The following is a 22355-nucleotide window of genomic DNA, read 5'->3' as shown; positions in this document are numbered from 1 at the left end:
CCCCGAACGGCCAGCACGGAACTACGAAAGGTACGGACACATGACCACCGCGAACGCCGCTGCCGGGACGACCGCCGTCGAGCAGGCGCTGAGCGCCTTCCTCGTCGGACACACCGGCGCCGAACCCGAGGTCGAGCAGGACCTCTTCGCCACCGGCGCGATCTCCTCGATGTTCGCCATGGAACTGGTGGTGTTCCTGGAGGACGAGTACGACATCGAGATCGTCGGCGCCGAGCTGAACCGGGACAACTTCCGCAGCATCCGCGCCATGGCGGCCATGGTGCTGCGCCTGCGCGAGACCGGGGACGCATGAGCGGCGGGGCCACGGGTACGGCCGGTGCGGGCGCCACGGGTACGGCCGCCACGGGTACGGGCGGGACGGGCTTCGACACCGCCGCGATCGACGCCCTGGTCGGCGACGGGCCGGCCGCCTGGGACGCGGCCGGCCGGATCCCCGTCGAGCTGCTGCGCGAGCTCGGCGCGATGGGCGTGCTGTGCGCCGAGGTGCCGGCCCGCTTCGGCGGGCCCGGCCGCACCGGCCAGGAGAACGGCGAACTCACCGCCCACGTCGGCGCCCTGTGCAGCTCGCTGCGCAGCGTGATGACGGTCCAGGGGATCGCCGCGGCGGTCGTCCGCCGCTTCGGCGACCGCGAGCAGCGCCGGCGCTACCTCGGGCAGCTGACGAGCGGCCGGCTCGCCTGCGTGGGCTTCAGCGAGCCGGGCGCGGGCTCCGACCTCAGCGGCATGACCACCCGCATCCGTCCGGCCGAGGACGGCAGCGGCGACCTGATCGTCTCCGGCGAGAAGATGTGGATCACCGGGGCCGCCTACGCCGACCTCGTCATGGTCGTCGGCCGCTACGGCGACGGTCCGGACGGCGCCGCCGCGATGGTGCCGACGGACGCCCCCGGCGTCCGCATCGAGCCCGTCGCGGCCCCGCTCGGCTGCCGCGCCGCCACGCACTGCCGCATCGTGCTCGACGACGTCCGGATCCCGGCCGACGCCGTGCTCGGCGGCGGGCGCCAGCCGCTCGCGCTGCTGTTCACGGTCGGCCTGTCCTACGGCCGGATGTCGGTGGCCTGGGGCTGCGTCGGCATCCTGCGCGCCTGCCTCACGGCCGCCGTCGGGGACGCCCGCACCCGCGAGCAGGGCGGCGGCCCGATCGGCGAGCACCAGCTGGTGGCCCGGCACATCGCCGAGCTCTACACCTCGGAGCGGATCGCCACCCAGGTCTGCCGGCACGCCGCCGAGCAGTGGGACCGCACCGCCCCGGACGCGGCGGTGACGGCGGTGCTGGCCAAGCAGGTCGCCGCCACCCACGCGACCCGCGGCGCCGCGACGGCCGTCCAGGTGCTCGCCTCGCGGGGCTTCACCGACGGCCACGTGGTGGCCCGGGCCTACCGGGACGCCAAGGCGATGGAACTGATCGAAGGCAGCACCGAGATCTCGCAGTTGATCCTCGCCCGGCACGCCCTCGACCGGCTCTGAGCCGCCCGCCGCCCCGCACGGGCACGACGTACCACGAGCACTGAACGCACCACACGCACCACGAACACGGCAACGAACGGAAATCGAAGGAGCGCCCCGTGTCCGACGCACCCACCCTCGTCAAGTGCCTGGTCTGGGACCTGGACAACACCCTGTGGCGGGGCACCCTCCTGGAGGACCACGAGGTGGTGCTGCCCGAGGAGATCCGCCGCACCATCGTCGAACTCGACGCCCGGGGCATCCTCCAGGCCGTGGCCAGCAAGAACGACCACGACCACGCCTGGCAGCAGCTGGAGGCCCTCGGCGTCGCCGAGTACTTCGTCCTGCCGCGGATCGGCTGGCATCCCAAGTCCCGGTCGGTCAAGGAGATCGCGGACGGGCTGAACTTCGCCCTGAAGACGGTCGCCTTCATCGACGACCAGCCGGCCGAGCGCGCCGAGGTCGCCCACCACCACCCCGAGGTCCGCTGCTTCGACGCGGCGCTGGCCGCGGAGCTGACCGGCCTCCCCGAGTTCAGCCCGGCCGTCGTCACCGTCGACGCCGCCCGCCGCCGCAGCATGTACCAGGCGGGCTTCCGCCGGACCGCCGAGCGCGAGGAGTTCACCGGCCCTGACGAGGCCTTCCTCCGCTCGCTGGACCTGGTCATGGAGATCAAGCGGGCCGACGACGCCGACCTCTCCCGGGTCGAGGAACTCACCCTCCGCACCAGCCAGATGAACGCCACCGGCGTCTACTACTCCGACGCCGACCTGCGGGCCCTGATCGCCGATCCGGAGCACGAGGTCCTCACCGTCTCCCTCACCGACCGCTTCGGCCCGCACGGCGCCGTCGGCGTGCTGCTCGTCGGCTACCACGAGCGGGTCTGGCACCTGAAGCTGCTGGCCACCTCCTGCCGGGTGGTGTCCTTCGGCGCGGGCGCCGTCCTGCTGGACTGGCTGATCGGCGAGGCGGCGGCGGCCGGGGTCCACCTGGCCGCCGACTTCCGCCGCACCGACCGCAACCGGATGATGGAGATCGCCTACCGGTTCGCCGGGTTCACCGACGCGGCGTGCGACTGCCTCGCCGAACTGCGCTCTGCCGACGCCGACGCCGACGCCGAGGCCGACGCCGGGGCGGCCGGCTCCGGGCGTGCGGGCATCGAGTTCCGGCACCTGGTGGCGGACCGCCGCCCGGCCCCCACCACCGTGCGCGTCGACGCCCCCGCCCTCGGCCCCGTGGCCTCCACGGGTTCCGCGGGTTCCACGGGCGGAGCCGGCGCATGACCGCCGAGCCCCTGGCCGTCATCGGCATGGCCTGCCGCTACCCCGGCGGCATCGACTCGCCCGAGGACCTGTGGCAGGCCCTCGTCGCCCGCCGCACCGTCGCGGGCCCCTTCCCCACCGACCGCGGCTGGGACCTCGACGCGCTGCGCCGCGACGGGCGCTGCGCCACCGACCGCGGCGGGTTCCTCGACAGCGCGACCCGCTTCGACGCCGCGTTCTTCGACCTCTCCCCGCGCGAGGCCGACGCCATGGACCCGCAGCAGCGGCTCGCCCTGGAGGTGGGCTGGGAGGCCCTGGAGCACGCCCGCATCGACCCGACCACCCTGCGGGGCTCCCGTACCGGGGTGTTCCTCGGCGCCGAGGCCCGGCCGTACGGGCCCGCGCTGCACGAGGCGCCCGCCGACCTCGCCGGCGTGCTGTTCACCGGCACCGCCCCGAGCGTCATCAGCGGGCGGCTGGCCCACACCCTCGGCCTCAACGGCCCCGTCCTCACCGTCGACACCTCGGCCTCCAGCTCGCTGGTGGCGCTGCACCTCGCCGTCGAGGGGCTGCGCGGCGGTGAGTGCGACCTGGCGCTGGCGGGCGGGGTGACGGTGATGACGACGCCCGGCTACCACGTCGCGTTCAGCGCGCTGGGCGGTCTGGCCCCGGACGCCCGCTGCAAGCCCTTCTCCGCGGACGCGGACGGCGTGGCCTGGTCCGAGGGGGCCGGCGTGCTCGTGCTGGAACGGCTGGAGCGGGCGCGGCGCCTGGGCCACCGGGTGCTGGCGGTGGTCCGCGGCTCGGCCGTCAACTCCGACGGCGCCGGCCACAGCCTGACGGCCCCGAACGGCGAGGCCCAGCGCGCGGTCATCCACGCCGCGCTCGCCGACGCGGAGCTGGCCCCCGCGGAGATCGACGCCGTCGAGGCGCACGGCACCGGCACCCGGCTGGGCGACCGGGTCGAGGCGGGGGCCCTGCTCGCCGCCTACGGCGCGGACCGGGCGCACGGGCGCCCGCTGCTGGTCGGCTCGGTGAAGTCCAACCTCGGCCACACCCTCGCGGCGGCGGGCGTCGCGGGCGTCATCAAGACGGTCCTCGCCCTGCGGCACCGCACGCTCCCCGAGTCGCTGCACATCACCGAGCCCACGCCGGCCGTCGACTGGGGGGACGGCGCGGTACGGCTGCTGACGGAGCCGACCCCGTGGCCGGAGACCGCGCACCCGCCCCGCGCGGGCGTGTCGGGCTTCGGCATCGGCGGCACCAACGCCCATGTCGTCCTGGAGGCCGCCCCCGCCGAACCGGCCCCCGCCGCAACCACTGCGTCCCCGCCCGCCGCGTCCGTGGTGGACGGCGCCGACCCCGTCTGGCTGCTCTCCGCCCGGACGCCCGCCGCACTGGCCGCCCAGGCCGAGCGGCTGCGGGAGCACCTGGCGGCCCGGCCGGAGGCGTCGGCCGGGGAGGTCGCCCGGTCCCTCGCCACGACGCGGGCGGCGCTCGACCACCGGGCCGTCCTGCTCGGCCCGCGGCCGCTGGACGCCCTGGCGGACCTCGCGGCCGGCCGCCCCTCCGCCGCCGTCGTCACCGGCGCGGTCGGCCCCGAGGGCCCCGGGCGGACGGTGTTCGTCTTCCCCGGCCAGGGCGGCCAGTGGGTGGGGATGGGCCGTGAGCTGGCGGAGGCCTCGCCGGTGTTCGCGGCGCGGCTGGCGGAGTGCGCCGAGGCCCTCGCGCCGTACGTGGACTGGCAGTTGGACGATGTGCTGGCGGGCCTTCACGGTTTCGAGGCCGCCGACGTGGTGCAGCCGGCGCTCTGGGCGGTGATGGTCTCGCTGGCCGCCGTGTGGCAGGCGGCCGGTGTCGCTCCCGACGCGGTGGTGGGCCACTCCCAGGGCGAGATCGCGGCGGCCGCCGTCGCGGGAATCCTCTCCCTCGACGACGCCGCCCAGGTGGTGGCCCTGCGCAGCCGGGCGCTGACGGCGCTGGCCGGGCGCGGCGGGATGCTCTCCGTCGCCGACACGGTGGACGCCGTCCGGGAGCGGATCGCGCCGTTCGGGGAGCGGCTGTCGGTCGCGGCCGTCAACGGCCCCTCGGCGACGGTGGTCTCCGGTGAGCCCGACGCCCTGCGGGAGTTGGCGGACGCGTACGGTGAGGCGGTGCGCACCCGGCTGATCCCCGTCGACTACGCCTCGCACAGCGCCCACGTGGACGAGCTGCGCGAGGAGGTCCTCGCCGTCCTGAAGGGGATCGAGCCGGGCCGGGCCCTGGTCCCGATGGTCTCCGCGCTGACCGGGGAGTGGCTGGCCGGCCCCGAGGCGGGCCCGGAGTACTGGTACGCGAGCCTGCGCGAGACCGTCGAGTTCGACCGGGCCGTCGGGGTGCTCACCGCCGCCGGCCACGGCGCCTTCGTCGAGGTGTCCCCGCACCCGCTGCTGGTCGGCGGCATCGCCGCCGAGGCGGCCGTCGGCACCCTGCGGCGCGAGGACGGCGGCCCGGACCGCCTGCTGGCCTCGCTGGCCGAGGCCCACGTCCGGGGGGTGCCCGTCGACTGGGGCACGGTGCTGCCGGCGGCCGGCCGCACCGTGGACCTGCCGACGTACGCCTTCCAGCGCACCCGCCACTGGCTGGCCGCCGGGCAGCAGGCCCCGGCGCGTCCCGACCCGGACGCCGGCGCTCCGGCCCCGGCCGCCGTGACCCCCGCGGCCCTGGGCACCGAACGGGCCGTACTGGACCTGGTCCGCGCCCACGCCGCGGCCGTCCTCGGCCACGACGGCGCCGGGGGCGTGCACCCGACCCGCACCTTCAAGTCCCAGGGCCTCGGTTCCGTCCTGGCCGTCGAGCTGCGCAACCGCCTCGCGTCCGCCACCGGCCTCGCGCTCCCGCCGGGCCTGGTGTACGACCACCCGTCACCCGCCGTCCTGGCGTCCCACCTGCACGCCGCCCTGAACCCCGATCCGCTGCCCGCCGCGCTCGACGCCCTCGAAGCGCTGCTCGCCGCCGCCGAGGATCCGGCGGCCCGGGAACGGGCGTTGGCCCGGCTGGAGTCGCTGGTCGGCCGGACCGGCGGCGGGTCCGCTGCCGGGCCCGGCCGGGGGACCGGCGCGGACGCGCTGTCCGACACCACCGACGACGAACTCCTCGCCCTCATCGAGGCCGAGCTCGGCCCCGACCGTGATCACTGAACGGAGAACCATGTCCGCCCGACCCGACCCCACCGCCGACGACGACCTCTGGCTGCGCTGCTACCGGAGGACGGAGGCGCCCGCCGCCCGCCTGGTGTGCTTCCCGCACGCGGGGGGCACCGCCCCGTTCTACCGCCCGGTGCCGTACGCGCTGGCCGCCGCCGACCGCGTCGAGGTCCTGGCCGTCCAGTACCCGGGCCGTCAGGACCGCCGCCGGGAGGAGCCGATCGCCGACCTGAACGTCCTGGCCGACCGGATCCACGAGGTGCTGGCCCGGCAGCCCGAGCTGCCCCTGGTGCTGTTCGGCCACAGCATGGGCGCCGTCGTCGCCTTCGAGGTGGCCCGCCGCTGCGAGGCCGCCGGCCGGCCCGCCGCCCGCCTGGTCGTCTCCGGCCGGCGCGGCCCGGCGATCGGGCTGGGCCCGACCGAGGGGGTGCACCTGCTCGGCGACGACGCGATCACCGACGAGATCCGCCGCCTGGACGGGTCCTCGTCCGTCGTCCTCGACGACCCGGACCTGATGGCGGCCGCGATGCCGGCGCTGCGCGCCGACTACCGCGCCATCGAGACCTACCGGGCCGGCGCGGACGCCGTCGTCAGCTGCCCGATCACCTCCCTGACGGGCGACCGCGACCCCAAGACCTCGGTCGCCGAGGCGGAGGACTGGCGGGCCCACACCACCGGCGGGTTCGACCTCCAGGTCTTCCCCGGCGGGCACTTCTTCCTCACCGAGGAGATGCCGCGGGTCATCGGCCTGCTGGACGGCCACCTGGCCGAGGCCGTCGACGCACCGCGGGCGTCCTCCGGCGGACGGTGACACGGCCGCGGGTGCCGCCCGGACGGGTCGAACCGTCCGGGCGGCACCCGCGGGCACTCCGGCGGGAGCGCCGGTCAGGTCGTCAGGGCGTCAGGTAGCCGTGCGAGAACCCGGCGGCCACCGCCGCCGCCCGGTCGCTGACCCCGAGCTTGGCGTACATGTGCAGGAGATGGGTCTTGACCGTCGCCTCGCTGATGAAGAGCTTCCGCGCGGCCTCGCGGTTCGTCGTCCCCTGGGCGACCAGTTCGAGGATCTCCAGCTCGCGCGCCGACAGCGGCGCGGGCGCCGGCCGTCGGACCTGGCCCATGAGCCGGGTCGCGATCGAGGGGGAGAGCACCGCCTGCCCCTGCGCGGCCGCCTCCACCGCGCGGAACAGCTCCTCCCGCGGCGCGTCCTTCAGCAGGTAGCCGGTGGCGCCGGCCTCGATGGCGGGCACCACGTCGCTGTCCGTGTCGTACGTGGTGAGCACCAGCACCCGCGAGGGCACACCGCGCTTGGTCAGCTCCTTGATGGCGGTGACCCCGTCGGTCCTCGGCATCCGCAGGTCCATCAGGACCACGTCGGGCCGCAGCTCCTCCGCGGCGGCGATGGCCTCCGCGCCGTCACCGGCCTCGCCGAGCACCTCGAAGCGGGGATCGGCCCGGAACATGCCCCGCAGCCCGTCCCGCACCACCGGATGATCGTCGACGATCAGCAGGGTGATCATTCCGCACCTCCCGCGGGGATGGCGGGGACGGCCGCCGAGATCGCCGTCCCGCCCCCCGGTTCCGACTCGATGGCCAGCCGCCCGGCGAGCCGCTGCACCCGCTGGCGCATGCCGAGGAGCCCGAACCCGCCGCTGGTGGACCCGTTGACCCGCTTGGCGCTCGGATCGAAGCCCACGCCGTCGTCCCGCACGTCGAGGGTGACCAGGTCCTCCATGTACGACAGGGTCAGGCCGACCCGGCCGGCCCGCGCGTGCTTGGCCACGTTGGCCAGCGCCTCCTGCGCGGTGCGCAGCAGCGTCACCTCGACCTCGGTGTGCATCGGCCGGGCGTCGCCGGTGGTGGTCAGCACCGCGTCGATGTGGTTGATCTCCGACCAGCGCCGGGCCACGTCGCCGATCGCGTCCGGGAGCCGGGCCTCGGCGAGCACCGCCGGCTCCACCGCGTGGACCGTCCGGCGGGCCTCGACGAGGCTCTCGCGGGCCAGGTTCGTCGCGTTCGCCAGGTGCTGGCGCAGCGTCGGGGGCTCGTCCAGGGTCTGCTCGGCGGCCTGGAGCTGGGTCAGTATGCCCGCCAGCCCCTGGGCGAGGGTGTCGTGGATCTCCCGCGCCATCCGCTGCCGCTCGTCCAGGACGCCCGCCTCGCGGGCCTGGACCATCAGCCGGGCGTGGAGGGCGGCGTTCTCCGCCAGCGCGGCCTCCAGCTTGGCGTTGGCCTCGTGCAGCTCGACGAGGGCCTGCTTCTGCTTGTCGTTGCGGTGGTCCGCCATCTCGACGAAGTAGAACAGCGCCCCGGCCAGCACCGCGGAGATCAGGCCGACGGCCAGCCACGCCCACCACATGTGGGCGGCGTTGATGCCGGCCACGCCCCCCATGAACGCCGCCGCCGAGATCATCGCGGTGACGGCGGCGCCGACGTACCGCCGGCGACCCCGCAGGTACTCGAACGCCTGGGGGTAGCCGACGAAGGTGAAGAGTCCGTACCAGGGCGCGACGCCCACCAGGGCGGCGGCCAGCAGCATCAACCCGGTGTAGTACACGCCCATCAGCCGGCGGTTCTGCCGCCGTTCCGGGCGCAGCGTGCGGAAGCAGAGCATCCAGAGCGCGGCGGCGGCGGAGAGCCCGAGTACCAGGGTGAAGTGCATCGGCACCCGCCAGACCAGCTGGAGCAGGGTGATCACGGTGCTGATCGCCAGGAGGACGTACGGGAGCGCCTTGAAGGCCGCGATCTTCGTACGCTCCCAGTGATCGAACTCCGCGCGCAGCTCGGCCTCGATGCTCAACCCACTACTCCCAGCGGAAGTATCGCGCGGCCAGTCCGCCGGCCACGATCGTCCACCCCAGCATGGCGGCGAGGTGGATCAGCTGCGGCCAGTGCCCGGCGGTGGTGTCCTGCAATGATTGCACGCCGGCGCCGAGCGGAGTCAAGTCGCTGATGGTCAGCAGGACATCGTTCATCTTGGCGCGCGGCAGCCACAGGCCGGCGAAGAACACCAGCGGGAAGAAGACCAGCGAACCCATCGCGCTGGCGCTCCGGCCGGTCGGCGCGAGCGCGGCGACGAGCAGGCCGACCGCGAACATCGCCAGCGCCACCAGCAGGTAGCTGAGCAGGTAGGCGGGGAGCTTGCGGGGCAGGTCGACGTCGAACGCCAGCTTGCCGATGGTCAGCATGACCAGCATCGTCACCACGGACAGCACGGTGGCCATCAGCAGCTGCGCGCCGAGCATCACGCCCGGCTTGACCGGGGTGGTCCGCATGCGCCGCAGCACACCCTTCTCCCGGTACGAGGCGAACAGTTGGGACAGGCCGCTGAGCGCGAACAGGGCGATGCCCATCGACACGACGATCGGCAGGTACAGGGTGATCGGCCGCACGTTGCCGAGCTCGGGGCTGTTCGCCCGCATCGAGGGGATCAGGCCGAGCACGACGAGCAGGATCGGGGCGAACGCGAGCGCGAAGAACACGACGATCGGCTCGCGGAGGAACAGCTTGGTCTCGGTGGCGGTGAGCCGGAGCAGGGGGGACACGGTGGGACTCCTCAGGATTCGACGGGGCGGCCGGTGAGCGCGACGAACGCGTCCTCCAGCGAGTTCTGCTCGACCCGCAGGTCGAGTGCGGTGATCCGCTGGCCGGCGAGCAGGGTGGTCACCGCGAGCAGCAGGTCCCCCCTGCCGGTCACGACGATCTGCGGGCCGGCCCACTCGACGGAGGTGACCTCGTCCAGTGCGGTCAGCCGGGTCTCGTCCAGCGGCCCGGACGGCCGGAACCGGATCCGCTGCCCCTTGTCGACCCGCGACACCAGGCCGCCCGGGGTGTCGATCGCGATGACCCGCCCGGTGTCGATCACGGCGAGCCGGTCGCAGAGCCGCTCCGCCTCCTCCATGAAGTGCGTGACCAGCAGGATCGTCACGCCCCGGTCGCGGATGCGCTCGATCAGGCCCCACACGTCGCGGCGCGCCTGCGGGTCGAGGCCGGTGGTGAGCTCGTCGAGCACCGCCACCTTCGGGGTGCCGAGCAGCGCGAGCGCGATCGACAGCCGCTGCTTCTGCCCGCCGGACAGCCGCCGGAACTGGGTGCCGAGCTTGCCGGTGAGGTTCAGGATCTCGGCCAGCTCGCGCCAGTCGGCCGGCTGGCGGTAGAAGGAGCTGTACAGCTCCAGCGCCTCGCCGACCTTGAGCTTGTCGGGCAGCTCGCTCTCCTGCAGCTGCGCGCCGAGCAGCTGCCGCAGCTCGCCGGTGTCGCGCTGAGGGTCGATGCCGCAGACGCTGATGGTGCCGCCGTCCGGGGTGCGCAGCCCCTCGATGCACTCGACGGTCGTGGTCTTGCCGGCCCCGTTGGGCCCCAGGATGCCGAAGATCTCGCCCTGCTCGACGGCGAAGCTGACCCCGTTCAGCACGGAGTTGTCGCCGTAGCGCTTGACGAGGCTGTCCACCTCGATGATTGCCATGGCATCAGCCTGGCAGTCGGCCCCGGTCCGCCGGATCGACTGGACGGCCAGACCTGGGGCGGGCGGCGGTGGATGCCCGGCATCAACCGATCGGTTGATGGCTGCTCGGCGGGGCCTGAGGCGGGGCCCGCTGCTGCTCAGCGGGCCCGGCCGCCGGATCCTCCAGGGTGCCACGCGGGCCGGTCCGGCGGAACCCCCGTGAACCGTCCTCCTGTTACCGCCGGAGGGAGTTCAGCCCTCGCCGTTCCACGACCGCCACAGCGCCGCGTAGGACCCGCCGGCGGCGACCAGTTCGTCATGGGTGCCCAGCTCGACGATGCGGCCGGACTCCATGACGGCGACGCGGTCCGCGTCGTGGGCGGTCTGCAGCCGGTGGGCGATGGAGACGACCGTCCGGTCCGAGCGCACGGCGGCCATCGCCCGCTCGGCCTGCCGCGCCGTGGTCGGGTCCAGCAGGGAGGTCGCCTCGTCGAGGATCAGGGTGTGGGGGTCGGCCAGGTGGACCCGGGCGAGGGTGAGCTGCTGGGCCTGCGCCGCGTCGAGTTCGACGCCGCCGGCCCCGAGCGCGCAGTCCAGCCGGCCCGGCAGGTCGTGCACCCAGCCGGCCTCGACCAGGGCGAGCGCGGCGAGGATCTCCTCGTCACCGGCGTCCGGGGCCGCCATGGTCATGTTGTCCCGGAGGGTGCCCATGAACACGTGGTGCTGCTGGGTGATGAGGACGATGCGGTCGCCCAGGCCGCCCGCCGCCGCCAGGTCGGCGACCGGCACGCCGCCGACCCGGACGTGTCCCGCGTCCGGGGCGTCGACCCCGGACAGCAGCCTGCCGAGGGTGGACTTCCCCGCGCCGGACGGGCCGACGACCGCGAGCCGCTCGCCCGGGCGGACCACCAGGTCGATGCCCTTGAGCACGTCCGGCGAGCCCGGGTAGGCGTACCGGACGCCGCGGACCTCGATCCGGTCGTCGGACGGCCGCCGGTCGAGCACCGGCGGATCCTCCGACACCAGGCCGACGCCCTTGATGCGGGCGAACGAGGCGCCGCTGCGCTGCAGTTGCTCCATCCAGTTGAGGGCGCGGTCGAGCGGGTCGACCAGCTGCCACATGTACAGGCTGCCGGCCACCACCGTGCCCAGGCCCACCGCGCCGTCGAGGTAGCCGAGGCCGCCGACCAGCAGGACGAGCGCCGTGGGCAGCGCGTGGGCGAACTCGGTGACGGGGAACAGTACGGTGCGCAGGAACAGGGTGCGCACGCCGGCCCGGTAGGCGGTGTCGATCGCCCGGTCCACGGCGAGGTCCTGGCGGGCGCCGAGCCCGAACGCCTCGACGGTGCGGGCGCCGTGGGCGGTCGCGTTGAGCGCCTCGGCGACACCGCCGTAGGCGGCGCCCTCGGCGAGGTAGGCGTCCCGGGCCCGGCGCAGGTACCAGCGGCCCACCGCCCAGACGACCGGCAGGCTCACCAGCGCGCACAGCCCGATCAGCGGGTCGAGCAGGAACGCGGCGCCGAGGACGAACAGCACCTGGACCGCGGCGATGAAGACGTCCGGGGCCGCGTTGCGCAGGGTGGCGGCCACCGTGCCCACGTCGAGGGAGGAGCGGGTCACCAGGTCGCCGGTGCCCACCCGCTCCGCGTACCGGCCGGGCAGCGCCAGCGTCCGGTCGACGACCTCCTCCCGCAGCCGGGCCAGGGCGCGCTCCCCGAACCGGTGCGAGAAGTAGCGCGCGAAGCGGGTCAGCAGCAGCTGGGCGAGGGCGAAGCCGAGCACCGCCGCCGCCAGCCCGTCGACCTGGCCGACCGTCAGCTCGCCGTTCTCGACCCGGGTGACGATGCGGCCGAGGTACCACGGCGCGGCGACCCCGGCCAGGGCGGCGAGGCAGGTGAGGAGGAGGACCCCGCACATCGCCCGGCCGTCGTCGACGAGCAGGCGCCGGACGGCCCGCCGTACGGTCGCCCGGTCGGCGACGGGGAGCCGGTGGGGGTCGTCGTGGTCGTGGCTCATCGGGATGCTCCTTCCCGGGGCTCTGCGGTGGCGTCGGCCTCGGGGCGGGCTTCGGCATCGGGGCGGGCGCCGGGGTCCGGGCGGGCGTCGGGGCCCGGGCGGGCGTCGGGGTCGCCGCGGAGGACCAGTGCCGCGTAGGCGGGCTCGGTGGCGAGCAGTTCGCCGTGGGTGCCCGCGGCGCGGACCCTGCCGTCCACGAGGTGGCAGACCCGGTCGGCCCGGCCGAGGACCAGCGGGGAGGTGCCGACGACCAGGGTGGTGCGGCCGGCGCGGAAGGCGCCGAGCCGTGCGGCGACGGCGGCCTCGGTGAGCGCGTCCAGGGCCGAGGTGGGCTCGACGAGCAGCAGCACCTCGGGGTCGGCGAGCAGGGCCCGGGCCAGCCGCAGCCGCTGGAGCTGGCCGCCCGAGACGTTGCGGCCGCGGTCCTGGAGCGGTGCGTCCAGGCCGCCGGGCAGGAGGCCGACGAGGTCCTCGGCCGCCGCCGCGTGCAGCGCGCGCCCGATCTCCGCCGCCGTGCGCCCGCCGTGGACCGCCACCGCGGAGCCCAGGGTGCCGCCGAACACGTAGGACTCGTTGTCGGACACCAGGACGTGCCGGCGCAGCGCGGCCGTCTCCCACGCGGAGACCTCGACACCGCCCCAGGTGGCGCCGGACGGGGTGTAGCCGGCCAGCCGGTCCACCACGGCGCGGGCCTCGTCGGCCCGTGCGGAGACCAGGGCCGTGACCTGCCCGGGGCGCAGCACCAGGCCCGACTCCGGGTCGTGCAGCTCCGCCGGACCGCCGGGCGGCGCCGTGCGGGTGCGCTCGCCGGAGAACTCGGGCCGCAGCGCCAGGATGTCGATGACGCGGCGGGCGGCGACGAGGCCGCGCGGGAGGTCGTCGGCGCCCTCGACGAAGAACGAGACGGGTGCCAGGAGGGCCGCCACGTACCCGTAGACGGCGACCAGTTCGCCGACCGTGATGTCGCCGGCCGCCGCCATCCGCGCGCCGAGCCAGGTCACCACGGCCAGGAAGACGACGGGCAGGCAGGCGCCCACCGCCTGCACCCAGCTGGTGAGCGAGGCCACCCGGTAGCCGAGCGGCACCAGCGCCCGGGAGCGCTGCCGGTAGCGCCCGGCGAACATCGGCTTGCCGCCGATGCCGTTCAGCACCCCGAGCCCGGCCACCAGGTCGCCGGCCAGGGCGGTCAGCGCCCCCTGCTCCTCGCGGTAGCGGCCCTCGGCGCCGTGCAGCCTCCCCATCAGCGGGCCGATGACCACGGCCAGCAGCGGGACGCCGAGCAGGACCACCGCGGCCAGGACGGGGGAGATCCGGACCAGCAGGACGGCGGCGGCGAGGTACGCGAGCACCGCTCCGACGCCGGGCCCGGTGATGGTCAGCGTCTGGGCGATCCGGCCGGTGTCGCCGGCCTGGAGGTGCGTCAGCTCGCCGGCCGACACCTGGCGCGGCAGCGTCGTCCCCAGCCGGTTCACGTGGCGGGTGACGGCCTGGACCGTCCGGAAGGCGGCGTCGGCCCGGATGAACGTCATCGTGCGGTGCCGCAGCATGCCGAGGACCGCGATGAGCGCCCCGACCGCGAGGACCACCGCCACCCAGCCGACCAGCGCCCCGGTGTCCCGCGCGCGCAGCCCGTCGTCGATCGTCCGCGACATCAGGTACGGCGGCAGCATCAGCGCGCACATCCACAGGCTCCCCCAGGTCGCGCCGAGCAGCACCCGCCTGCGCTGCATCGACACGAGCCACCAGAGGTACCGCAGCGGGCTCCGGTGGTCGGGCGTTCCGGGGTCGGTGTACGGGACCCGGCGGGTACCCGTGGGCAGGTCCGGTCCGTCGGTCATCGCGCTCCGTCCGTGGGCAGGTTCGCCGGGCCCCGGGACGACGTCCTGGCGGCGCTGCCCTGTCGGACTCCGGCGGAGACGGCCGGCCCCGGAAGCGAACTGCCGCACACCGACGGCGGGGTGGCGCCCGGAAGCGGTCACGGCGCCGCCCGCGCGCCGGCGCCGCCGGAGCATTCGGCCGCCGAGCTGCCGGGATGCCACCGTACTCGAAGAAGTCCGCACGTGAACGGGCCGAGGAGGATTGTCCGGAAATCGGACTGCCCGACCATCCTCAGCGGACCGAGGTATGACGGTCCGTCGGACACCGGCACGCGGGCGCCCCGGTGGCAGCGGGCGGGACTTGAAGGTTCACTTGCCGAGTGATTGAGAACCGTGTTTTCGCTGACGTGCTGATCGAGGGCCTGGACGACTGGGTCCCCATCGATCGGCTCCTCTGGGCCGCGAAGGAAGGAGCGGCGGGGCGCCCGTGGCAGGCGTTCTTCGTCGAACTGCTCCACTTCCTGGTGGGCAACGGCTCGATCCGGATCGGCGAACTCGCCGAGGAGGGATTCGAGGCGTGGAACGGGGGGACGGAGGAGATCGTCCAGCTGGTCGTCGACGACCTCGAACGCCTCGACTGGGACCCGAGGCTGGGCAGTCGTGCCTGGATCTCCAACACCGGCGCGGGAGACGAGCTCGCCCGGTCACTGACCGCCTGACCGCCTGACCGCGGGCCGTCGGTGACCCGCCTGCGCGAAGCGCCCGGCCGGGGTTTCCCGGCCGGGCGCTTCGCATACTCCTGAGCAGGTGTGCCCCGCCGGCCTGCCGACCGACAGGCCTGGGGTCAGAGGGAGCTGGTGATCACGGTGCCGGTGTGGTTGCCGGGGATGGCGGTGAGGTCGAGGCTCTCGGGGGCGGTCCAGTTGCCGTCGGCGTGACGGTTGGTCAGCAGGATCTTGTTGTCGTTGGTGGTGACGGCGAAGACGGCGTCGGTGTCGACGGTGGCGGCGCTGATGCCGGTGCCGGTGACGTTCCCGAGGACGCTTCCGAGGGAGTTGACCGGCTGCCAGCTGCCGCTGGCGTGGCGCAGGGTGTGGTACTGGCCGTCGCTGGCGATCACGGCGAGGTTGAGGTCGTCGCCCTGGCGGGTGACGGCGACGGCGCTCACGGGCGCGGTGGCGCCGGCGGCCTCGGCGACCGACCCCCACGGGGACCAGCTCCCGGCGGCGTTGCGGCGGGTGTGGTAGACCTTCCCGCCCGACACGGCGGCGATGTGCAGCTCCCCTCCGGCGGCCCCACCGGCGGAGATGGAGGTGATCCCGTTGAGCGGACCGGTGACCTCGGTGACCACCTTGAACGAGCTCCACTGGCCGTTGCCGGACCGCATGCTGTGGAACAGGATGCCGTCCGCGACGACCACGACGTGCAGGTCGTTGCCGACCGGCGCGATGGTGACCTGGGTGATGTTGCCGAGGTCGGCGACCGTGGTGTTGATGTCGACGAACTTCTGGCCCCAGCCGCCGTCCAGGTTGTGCACGGCGTGGTGCAGGTGCCCGTCACCACCGAGCGCGATGACGTGGGTGTCACCGTTGATACCGGCCGAGGAGACCGCCCGCACACCGCCGATGTTCCCCGCCGCCGCCTGAACATCCTCGTACGGCGTCCACGAACCGTCGTACAGACGCGACGCCAGATACAGGTTGGCGTCGCTGCGCACCAGGGCCTGGGTCTTCCAACCGATGGCCTTCGCCCGCACCTGCTGCACCCAGCCGGCGATGTTGTCGACACGGGAGTTGAAGGCGCCGGTGCGGGTCTCGGTGGCGGGCACGCCCAGGCAGCCACCCTGCCAGGAGCGGGAGGCCACCGCGACCAGTTCGGCCTTGCCGTTGACCTCGCGGACCACGGGGGCGCCGGTGTCGCCCTTGCAGACCGCCGCACCGCCCGCACCGGTGGTGCCGATCCCGGTCGCGCTCACCGTGTCCAGCGAGAACGCACCGCTGTGCAGCTTCAGCGGCGCCCACTCGTCCTTGGTGCGCCCGTACCCGGGCACCCGCAGGGTCTGCCCGGCGGCGGGCGCGGCGGTGGCGACCCGCAGCGGGGCTATACCGTCCACCGGCGTGGCCAGACGCGCCATCACCAGGTCACGGTCGGCACGCGGCACCAGCTCGGAGATCTCGGCGGTCTTTCCGGCACCGGTCGTCAGATCGGTGCGGCCGATGGTCGCGGTGGTCTTCCACTTCGGCGCACCCGCCGCCAGCGCCTGCGGCTGCGCCGGGTCGTCGGAGAAGCAGGAGGCGGCGGTGAGCACCCAGCTGCGGTCGACCAGCGTGCCGGTGCAGGCCCGCAGGTTGTCGCCGATCGTCAGGAGCGCGGTGTAGGCGTAGGTGCCGTTGGCGGCCGCGTCGCCGACCACGGCGCCGGCCGGGGGCGTGGCGAGGGTGGTCAGGGCGCCGGCGGCGAGGACGGTGGCCAGGGCGCCCGCCCGCAGGTTGCGGGGCGAGGAGTTGCGAGACATGTGCGTTCCCGGATGTGAGAGGTGGATGAGTGGGTGGCTGTCAGCCGGTGACGGTCAGTTCGACGAGGCTGGTCGAGGCGCCGTTGTTGCCTTCGCCGACCGGTTTGAAGCCGTCCTTGGGGACGTCGAGGGTCTGCTGGGTGGTGCCGGTGGTGAGGCCGGCCCGGACCGCGCGGCCACCTGCGGTCTGGATCGCGAAGACCTCGGGCAGTTGGAGGGAGAGCGACCCGGTGGTGCCGGAGACGGTGAAGCAGATCTGGTTGTCCGGGTTGCCCGGGGCCAGGGTCCAGACCTGGATCTGGGTGGGCTTGGCGCAGTCGCCGAGCAGGATGTGGCCGTCGCCGCGCAGCAGCTTCACCTTGGTGATCGCGGCGGCGCCCGGGTAGGCGAAGTCCTCGACCGCGGGCGGTGCGGCGGAGTTGTCGGCGGGGGTGGTGTCGGCGGCGGCGATCGCGGTGGCGCCGACGAGCGCCGTGGCGGTCACGGCGGAGGCGGCCAGCCACCGGCCCGCGGTGGCGCGGCCGGTCCTCCTGGTGTCGCGGAGGGGGGTGTGGGTCACCTGGGGCTCCATCGAGAGGTGAGCGAAGAGCGGGGAGCGGTGCGGTATCGGCGGGCGGTCGTCAGCCGGTGACGCGCAGTTCGAGCAGGGCGGCCGGCTTGCCGTTGCCGGTGCCGCTGCCGATCCCGACGGGGACGGCGGTGCCCTTGGCGATGTCCACGCTCTGCGCGCCGTCGACGCTGGTGAGCTTGGCGTTGAGCGAGTAGGCGTCCGTGCGGATGCGGAACACGTTGGGCACCTCCAGGGCGAGGTAGCCGGTGGTGCTGGTGGCGCGGAAGCAGATCTGGTTGCCGCCGGCGTTGGGCAGGTCGAAGCTGAGCACGCTGATCTGGCTGTCGACGGCGCAGTCGGACAGCACGATGTGGCCGTCGCCGCGCAGCAGCTTGACGTTGGGGTACGGCGCCGGGCCGGGGTAGTTGAAGTCCTCGACCGCCACCGGCGCGGCCGAGTTGTCCGCGGGGACGCCGTCGGCGGAGGCCAGTGCGGTGGCGCCGAGCGTGGCGGCCACGGCGACGGCACCGCCAACGAGCAAGCGGGACATGCGCTTTGCCATGCCTATTCCTCTTCGTTCATCTGGTGTTTGCCCTGACGGGCGGATCAGCGGAATCGGGTGACCGGTCTGAATGGTGAGCGAACCAACCGGCAATGGCGAGACGTCATTGCCGGTGGAAGTGGTCGAAGTTGCCGCATGGGCGCCTTCGGGGTCGCAGCCGGAATCCGGGCCATCGAACCAGATGAGCTGATGCTTCGACAAGCGCGTTCCTGGCGCTGGCCAGGCGGAATGTCATGCTTTCCCAGCGGTTGGGTGTCTATCGGTGATGCGGTTGTATTTGCTTGGCTTTGCCCTTTGACAGGTGTTTCATTGGCGGGTTTTTTTTGGCAACGTCATGGCTTCGTGGACGTTCTGTCGTATCGTCATCTGGCGTAGGCTCCGCTGCGGCCGTGAATCCGGCCGATGCCGACAGTGGAGGTTTCCGATGCACCATTCGATATCCCGTTCACAAGGGCGCGGGAGGGGGAGGCCGCCGCTGCTGGGCAGGCTCTCCCTGGGCCTCCTGCCGCTGGCTCTGACGGCGGGGCTGGTGGGTTCCGGCATCCAGACGGCTTCGGCCGTCGAACCGACCGACGCTCAGCTCCAGCGGAGCGCCCGCGACATCACGGTCGAGGCCTGGCTCAACGGTGGTCCTCGCGTCCACGAGCTCGCGGAAGCCGTGCTTGCGGGCTCGGACCAGGACGTGAAGCGGTTCGTCGACAACGAGCTCGCTGGAGCCCAGCACCTGGACGACCTGCTGGCCGCCACGCAGATCGAGGGTGTGGGCGGGCCGAAGGTCCGCGAGGCCGCGGGCAAGGCCATCGCGGGCACGGCCGACGAGCTGCACACGTTCCTGCGGAGCGGCTGGCAGTCGGCACTCGACGCCGACCGGCGGCTGTGGATCACCCGGATCACCGACCCCGCCGTGGGCGCCGGCCGCAACCTGCAGGCCGCCGGCGACGCCGCGCTGCGCAGCAACACCAGTGACGACCTGCAGCGGTTCCTGACCGAGGGACAGTTCCCGGCGAAGGATGCCGACGACCGGCTCAAGCTGGTCCAGATCCTCAGCTCCGGCGGCACGAACACCCAGGCCGCGGCACGCGCCGCGCTGAACGGGTCGATCCAGGACGTGCGCGACTTCCTCGCGACCGGCCAGTATGTCGCCCAGAACCGTGACATGGAGCGCGCGAGCATCGCGCTGCTGGTGCAGCAGGCGAAGGACGCGGGCGCGCAGGCGGCCCAGGAGGCCGCTGCGGCCATCGAGGCCAAGGACAAAGCGGTCTTCGAGGCGCAGGAGGCCATGAAGGCCGCCGCTCTGGCCGCGTCCGAGACCCAGCAGGCAGGTAACGACGCGGCCAGGGCCACGGAGGCGGCGAACAAGGCGGCGACGGCCGCCGAGCGTGCGGGCAAGGCGGCGAACACGGCGCTGTCGGCCGCGCGTGCGGCCAACGCGGGCGCGCGGGCCGCGGCTTACGCGGCGTCGAACGCGGCGGCTGCGGCGTCCGGTGCCCAGCGGGCCGCCGCCGCCGCGCGGAACTCCGCGGCCGCGGCGGCCGGTGACGCGACGAAGGCGCACGACGCGCGGGTCGCGGCGGACGCCGCCGACGCGGCCGCGAAGCTGGTGGACGCCGCCAAGGACACGCTCGTCCACGCGGACAAGGCCCTCAGCGACAGCCAGACCGCGGCGGGCGCCGCGCTGAGCGCGAAGGGCAACGCCGATTCCGCGGCGGGTTCGGCCGAGCAGGCCGGTGCCTACGCGGACAGCGCCGGCGGTCAGTCGGCGAAGGCCAAGCAGGCCGCGGCGGCTACGCGCCGTTCGGCCGCCGAGGCCGGCCGTGCCGCCGCCGCCGCGCAGCAGCTGGCCGGGGAGGCCGCGACGCAGTCGCAGGCGGCCGCGGCGCTCCTGAAGTCCGCGGGCGAACACGCCGCGGCGGCGGCGCAGGCCGCCCGGGACGCCGCCGACCACGCCGGCCAGAGCGCGAACGCCGCGCAGGAGTCCACCGACCACGCGAACGCCGCCTCCGGTTTCGCCGCGGACGCCCAGACCGCGGTCGACAGGGCCAACGCGGTCCAGGACCTGGCACGCCGCATCGAGGCCGAGGACCTGACCAACCGCACCGCGGTGGCCGTGGAGAAGGCCCGGCAGGCCAAGGCCGACGAGACGGCGAAGCAGACCCAGACCGACCAGGCCGCCCAGGACGTCCAGAAGGCCCGGGCCGAGGCCGAGCGGCTCGCCCAGCTGGCCAACCAGCCCGGCGCCACTCCGACGCAGGTCGCCACCGACGGCCGCAAGCTCGCCATGGTCTCTCGCAAGATCTCCGCTTCCTGGGGGAACTCGGCGGCCGTCGACGCCCTGTCCGGTGACGACGCCGCCGTATTCGCCTACGTGAAGACCGGGCGACGGGAGGCCGAGGAGCGCGACGCCCGCGACAGTGTCACCGCGATCCACAAGAACTCCGACAGCGAGGCGGTCCGCACCGCGGCCTACACCGCGCTGCAGGGCAACGCCGCCCAGCTCGGCGCCTTCCTGACCAGCGGTCAGTACGAGGCCGTCGCGCCGGAGAACCGGCTGACGATCACCCGCCTCAGCGACAAGGCCGGCCCCGCCGTCAAGGCCGCCGCCGACGCCGCGCTGCGGGTCAACACCCCCGCCGCGCTGCGGGAGTTCCTCGCCAAGGGCCTGTCGGACGCCCAGGCCGCCGACGACCGCCTCACCGCCACCCGGCTGGAGGACGCCCCGGCCACCGAGCCCGAGCTCAAGGCCGCGGCGAAGATCGCCCTCGAAGGCCCCGTGCAGGACCTGCGCGCCTTCGTGGCCGAGGGCCAGTACACCGCGCAGCAGAAGGACCGGCTCACCGCCCTCCACGTCGCGGACATCAAGGGCCTGATCGCCCAGGCGACCGCCGCCGCCGCGACCGCCCAGCAGAACGCTGCCACGGCCCAGGCCGCCGCCGCCATCGCCCGCAACGCCTCCAACGAGGCCAACGGCTACGCCGCCCAGGCTCAGGCCTCGGCCAACACCGCTGCCGAGCACGTCGCCAAGGCCAAGGCCGCCGCCGACGCCGCCGCGGCCGACGCCGCCAGGGCGGCGGCATCCGCGAAGACGGCCAACGCGGCCAAGGCCTCCGCCAACCGCGACGCCGCGAGTGCCGTCCACTCCGCCAACAGGGCCGAGCAGTCGGCCCGGCAGGCCCGGTCGGCCGCGACCGACGCCTACAACTCCGCTGCCGATGCCCGGGCCTCCGCGGAGGCGGCCGGCAAGGACGCGACGGCCGCCCAGGCCGCCGCCGACGACGCCCGCGCCAACTACCAGGGCAAGTTCGACGCCGAGCAGAAGGCCGAGGCCGAAAGGCTCGAGGAGGCGCGCAAGGAGGCCGATTACAAGGCCCAGATCGAGAAGGAGAAGCAGGACTCGATCGCGGGCATCGAGGAGGAGATCAAGAAGGCGAAGGAGGACAACGAGACCTCCAACTCCATCTACCGCCTCGTCTCCGAGACCATCCACCTCACCCTCGACGTGATCGGCGGCGTGGGTGGCGTCTTCGCCCCCGGCCTCGCCGACATCGCCGACCTCGTCAACTGCGCCTACTACGCCGTCGAGGGCAAGACCACCGAGGCGGTCGAGTCCTGTATCGGGGCGATCCCCTTCATCGGCGACGGAGCCGCCATCGCCAAGCTTGCCAAGTGGGCGAAGAAGTTCGGCTCCTGGGGCGAGAAGGCCGTCGAGTTCATCCAGAAGCTCGTCAGGCGGGTTCCTAAGTCCTGCCCAGTGCCGAACAGCTTCGCGGCGGGTACCCCCGTCCTCATGGGCGACGGCTCCACCCGTGCGATCGAGACCGTCAGGATCGGCGACGAGGTCCTCGCCAGCGATCCCGTCAGCGGGCTGACCGGACCCCGCCGGGTCTCGGCCACCATCTACGGCCCGGACGACCGGGACTTCACCGACATCTCCCTGGGTGCCGGACGCTCCCTGACCAGCACCGACCACCACCCCTTCTGGGCCGAGAACCGGAAGGCCTGGATCGACGCCGTCGACCTCGAGACCGGCGACGAACTGCGCGACCCGGCCGGCCAGCCCCGGCGAATCGAGAGCGTCCGGCACTGGAACACCCTCCAGGGCGCCTACAACCTCACCGTCGACGAGCTCCACACGTACTACGTGGTCGCGGGCGACATGCCGGTGTTGGTACACAACGCCAACGAGCCGCTGTGCCTGCAACTCGCCAACAGCGACGTCGAGAGCGTCTTCCACCGCGCCACCTTCGACAAGCCCAGCGAACAGTTCCTGTATCACTACAAGGAGCAGGGGATTCCGAACGGCATGTCGCAGAAGGAGTACATCGACGCGGCCAAGGAGGCGATGGAGCGTGTGACGAAGCCCGGTTTCCTGAAGGACAACCCTGATTGGAAGGTCAACCTCAAGGACATCGGATCCCACGAGGACAAGCTGCAGGGGAAGGCGTACACCAACAAGACAACGGGCGAGGTGGTGTTCACGTCGATGGATGGCAGTAGGGTCGTGACGTACCATCCCCCGGGGAGGCGGTGACAGAGCGATGCG

Annotated in this window: 16 protein-coding genes; 7 read left to right on the top strand and 9 right to left on the bottom strand. The window is 73.8% G+C overall.

Annotation, left to right across the window (positions count from 1 at the left end; all coding sequences use genetic code 11):
* The first annotated feature begins 40 nt into the window (after positions 1–40).
* The 5 genes from ACFVU7_RS09635 (at position 41) to ACFVU7_RS09615 (ending at position 6725) form a co-directional block, all read left to right on the top strand.
* Complete coding sequence (locus ACFVU7_RS09635) at positions 41–313, top strand: methoxymalonate biosynthesis protein (RefSeq protein WP_049658118.1); 273 nt, start codon at positions 41–43, stop codon at positions 311–313.
* Positions 310–1488 carry an acyl-CoA dehydrogenase family protein gene (locus ACFVU7_RS09630; RefSeq protein ID WP_388044819.1) on the top strand — a complete coding sequence of 393 codons (1179 nt, stop codon included), beginning with the start codon at positions 310–312 and terminating at the stop codon, positions 1486–1488. The genes ACFVU7_RS09635 and ACFVU7_RS09630 overlap by 4 nt, the downstream gene beginning before the upstream one ends.
* Before the next feature lie 98 nt (positions 1489–1586).
* Positions 1587–2750: an HAD-IIIC family phosphatase gene (locus ACFVU7_RS09625; RefSeq protein WP_388044818.1), complete on the top strand. Its 1164-nt coding sequence runs from the start codon at positions 1587–1589 to the stop codon at positions 2748–2750.
* Entirely contained in the window at positions 2747–5908 is a 3162-nt protein-coding gene (locus ACFVU7_RS09620) for a type I polyketide synthase (protein ID WP_388044817.1), read from the top strand. Before ACFVU7_RS09625 ends, ACFVU7_RS09620 begins: the two co-directional genes overlap by 4 nt.
* Positions 5909–5918: 10 nt before the next feature.
* Positions 5919–6725 (top strand): thioesterase II family protein, encoded by an 807-nt coding sequence (locus tag ACFVU7_RS09615; RefSeq protein WP_049652921.1) that lies wholly within the window; start codon positions 5919–5921, stop codon positions 6723–6725.
* Between the two features lie 82 nt (positions 6726–6807).
* Here ACFVU7_RS09615 and ACFVU7_RS09610 read toward each other — a convergent pair whose 3' ends face one another.
* The 6 genes from ACFVU7_RS09610 to ACFVU7_RS09585 all read right to left on the bottom strand — a co-directional run bounded on the left by ACFVU7_RS09610 (position 6808) and on the right by ACFVU7_RS09585 (position 14209).
* A complete protein-coding gene (locus tag ACFVU7_RS09610) occupies positions 6808–7431 on the bottom strand; it encodes a response regulator transcription factor (RefSeq protein ID WP_049652923.1) in 624 nt (207 codons plus the stop codon).
* The gene (locus ACFVU7_RS09605) at positions 7428–8711 is read right to left on the bottom strand and encodes a sensor histidine kinase (RefSeq protein WP_380780533.1); all 1284 of its coding nucleotides are present in this window, start codon (positions 8709–8711) and stop codon (positions 7428–7430) included. The genes ACFVU7_RS09610 and ACFVU7_RS09605 overlap by 4 nt, the downstream gene beginning before the upstream one ends.
* Positions 8712–8715: 4 nt before the next feature.
* Positions 8716–9456 carry an ABC transporter permease gene (locus ACFVU7_RS09600; protein ID WP_049652927.1) on the bottom strand — a complete coding sequence of 247 codons (741 nt, stop codon included), beginning with the start codon at positions 9454–9456 and terminating at the stop codon, positions 8716–8718.
* An 11-nt stretch (positions 9457–9467) separates the two neighbouring features.
* Positions 9468–10376, bottom strand: coding sequence for an ABC transporter ATP-binding protein (locus ACFVU7_RS09595; protein ID WP_049652929.1), 909 nt, complete (start codon positions 10374–10376; stop codon positions 9468–9470).
* 231 nt (positions 10377–10607) lie between these two features.
* On the bottom strand, positions 10608–12371 hold the full coding sequence (locus ACFVU7_RS09590; RefSeq protein ID WP_388044816.1) for an ABC transporter ATP-binding protein: 1764 nt from the start codon (positions 12369–12371) through the stop codon (positions 10608–10610).
* On the bottom strand, positions 12368–14209 hold the full coding sequence (locus ACFVU7_RS09585) for an ABC transporter transmembrane domain-containing protein (protein ID WP_388044815.1): 1842 nt from the start codon (positions 14207–14209) through the stop codon (positions 12368–12370). The genes ACFVU7_RS09590 and ACFVU7_RS09585 overlap by 4 nt, the downstream gene beginning before the upstream one ends.
* A gap of 359 nt (positions 14210–14568) precedes the next feature.
* Here ACFVU7_RS09585 and ACFVU7_RS09580 point away from each other — a divergent pair, with 359 nt between their 5' ends.
* On the top strand, positions 14569–14907 hold the full coding sequence (locus tag ACFVU7_RS09580; protein ID WP_143204776.1) for a hypothetical protein: 339 nt from the start codon (positions 14569–14571) through the stop codon (positions 14905–14907).
* 125 nt (positions 14908–15032) lie between these two features.
* Here the strand turns inward: ACFVU7_RS09580 and ACFVU7_RS09575 are convergent, their stop codons facing one another.
* The 3 genes from ACFVU7_RS09575 to ACFVU7_RS09565 form a co-directional block, all read right to left on the bottom strand.
* Entirely contained in the window at positions 15033–16703 is a 1671-nt protein-coding gene (locus tag ACFVU7_RS09575; RefSeq protein WP_074006507.1) for a trypsin-like serine protease, read from the bottom strand.
* Between the two features lie 40 nt (positions 16704–16743).
* A complete protein-coding gene (locus tag ACFVU7_RS09570; RefSeq protein ID WP_388044814.1) occupies positions 16744–17262 on the bottom strand; it encodes a hypothetical protein in 519 nt (172 codons plus the stop codon).
* 61 nt (positions 17263–17323) lie between these two features.
* Entirely contained in the window at positions 17324–17815 is a 492-nt protein-coding gene (locus ACFVU7_RS09565; protein WP_380716888.1) for a hypothetical protein, read from the bottom strand.
* A 529-nt stretch (positions 17816–18344) separates the two neighbouring features.
* Between ACFVU7_RS09565 and ACFVU7_RS09560 the strand changes: the two genes are divergently transcribed.
* Positions 18345–22343: a polymorphic toxin-type HINT domain-containing protein gene (locus tag ACFVU7_RS09560; protein ID WP_388044813.1), complete on the top strand. Its 3999-nt coding sequence runs from the start codon at positions 18345–18347 to the stop codon at positions 22341–22343.
* The last annotated feature ends 12 nt before the right edge of the window (positions 22344–22355 follow it).

It is taken from the genome of Kitasatospora sp. NPDC058046, from assembly GCF_042885595.1.
Lineage (GTDB): Bacteria > Actinomycetota > Actinomycetes > Streptomycetales > Streptomycetaceae > Kitasatospora.
The sequence above is the reverse complement of the archived record's forward strand: the minus strand, read 5'-3'. Positions and strand labels throughout refer to the sequence as shown.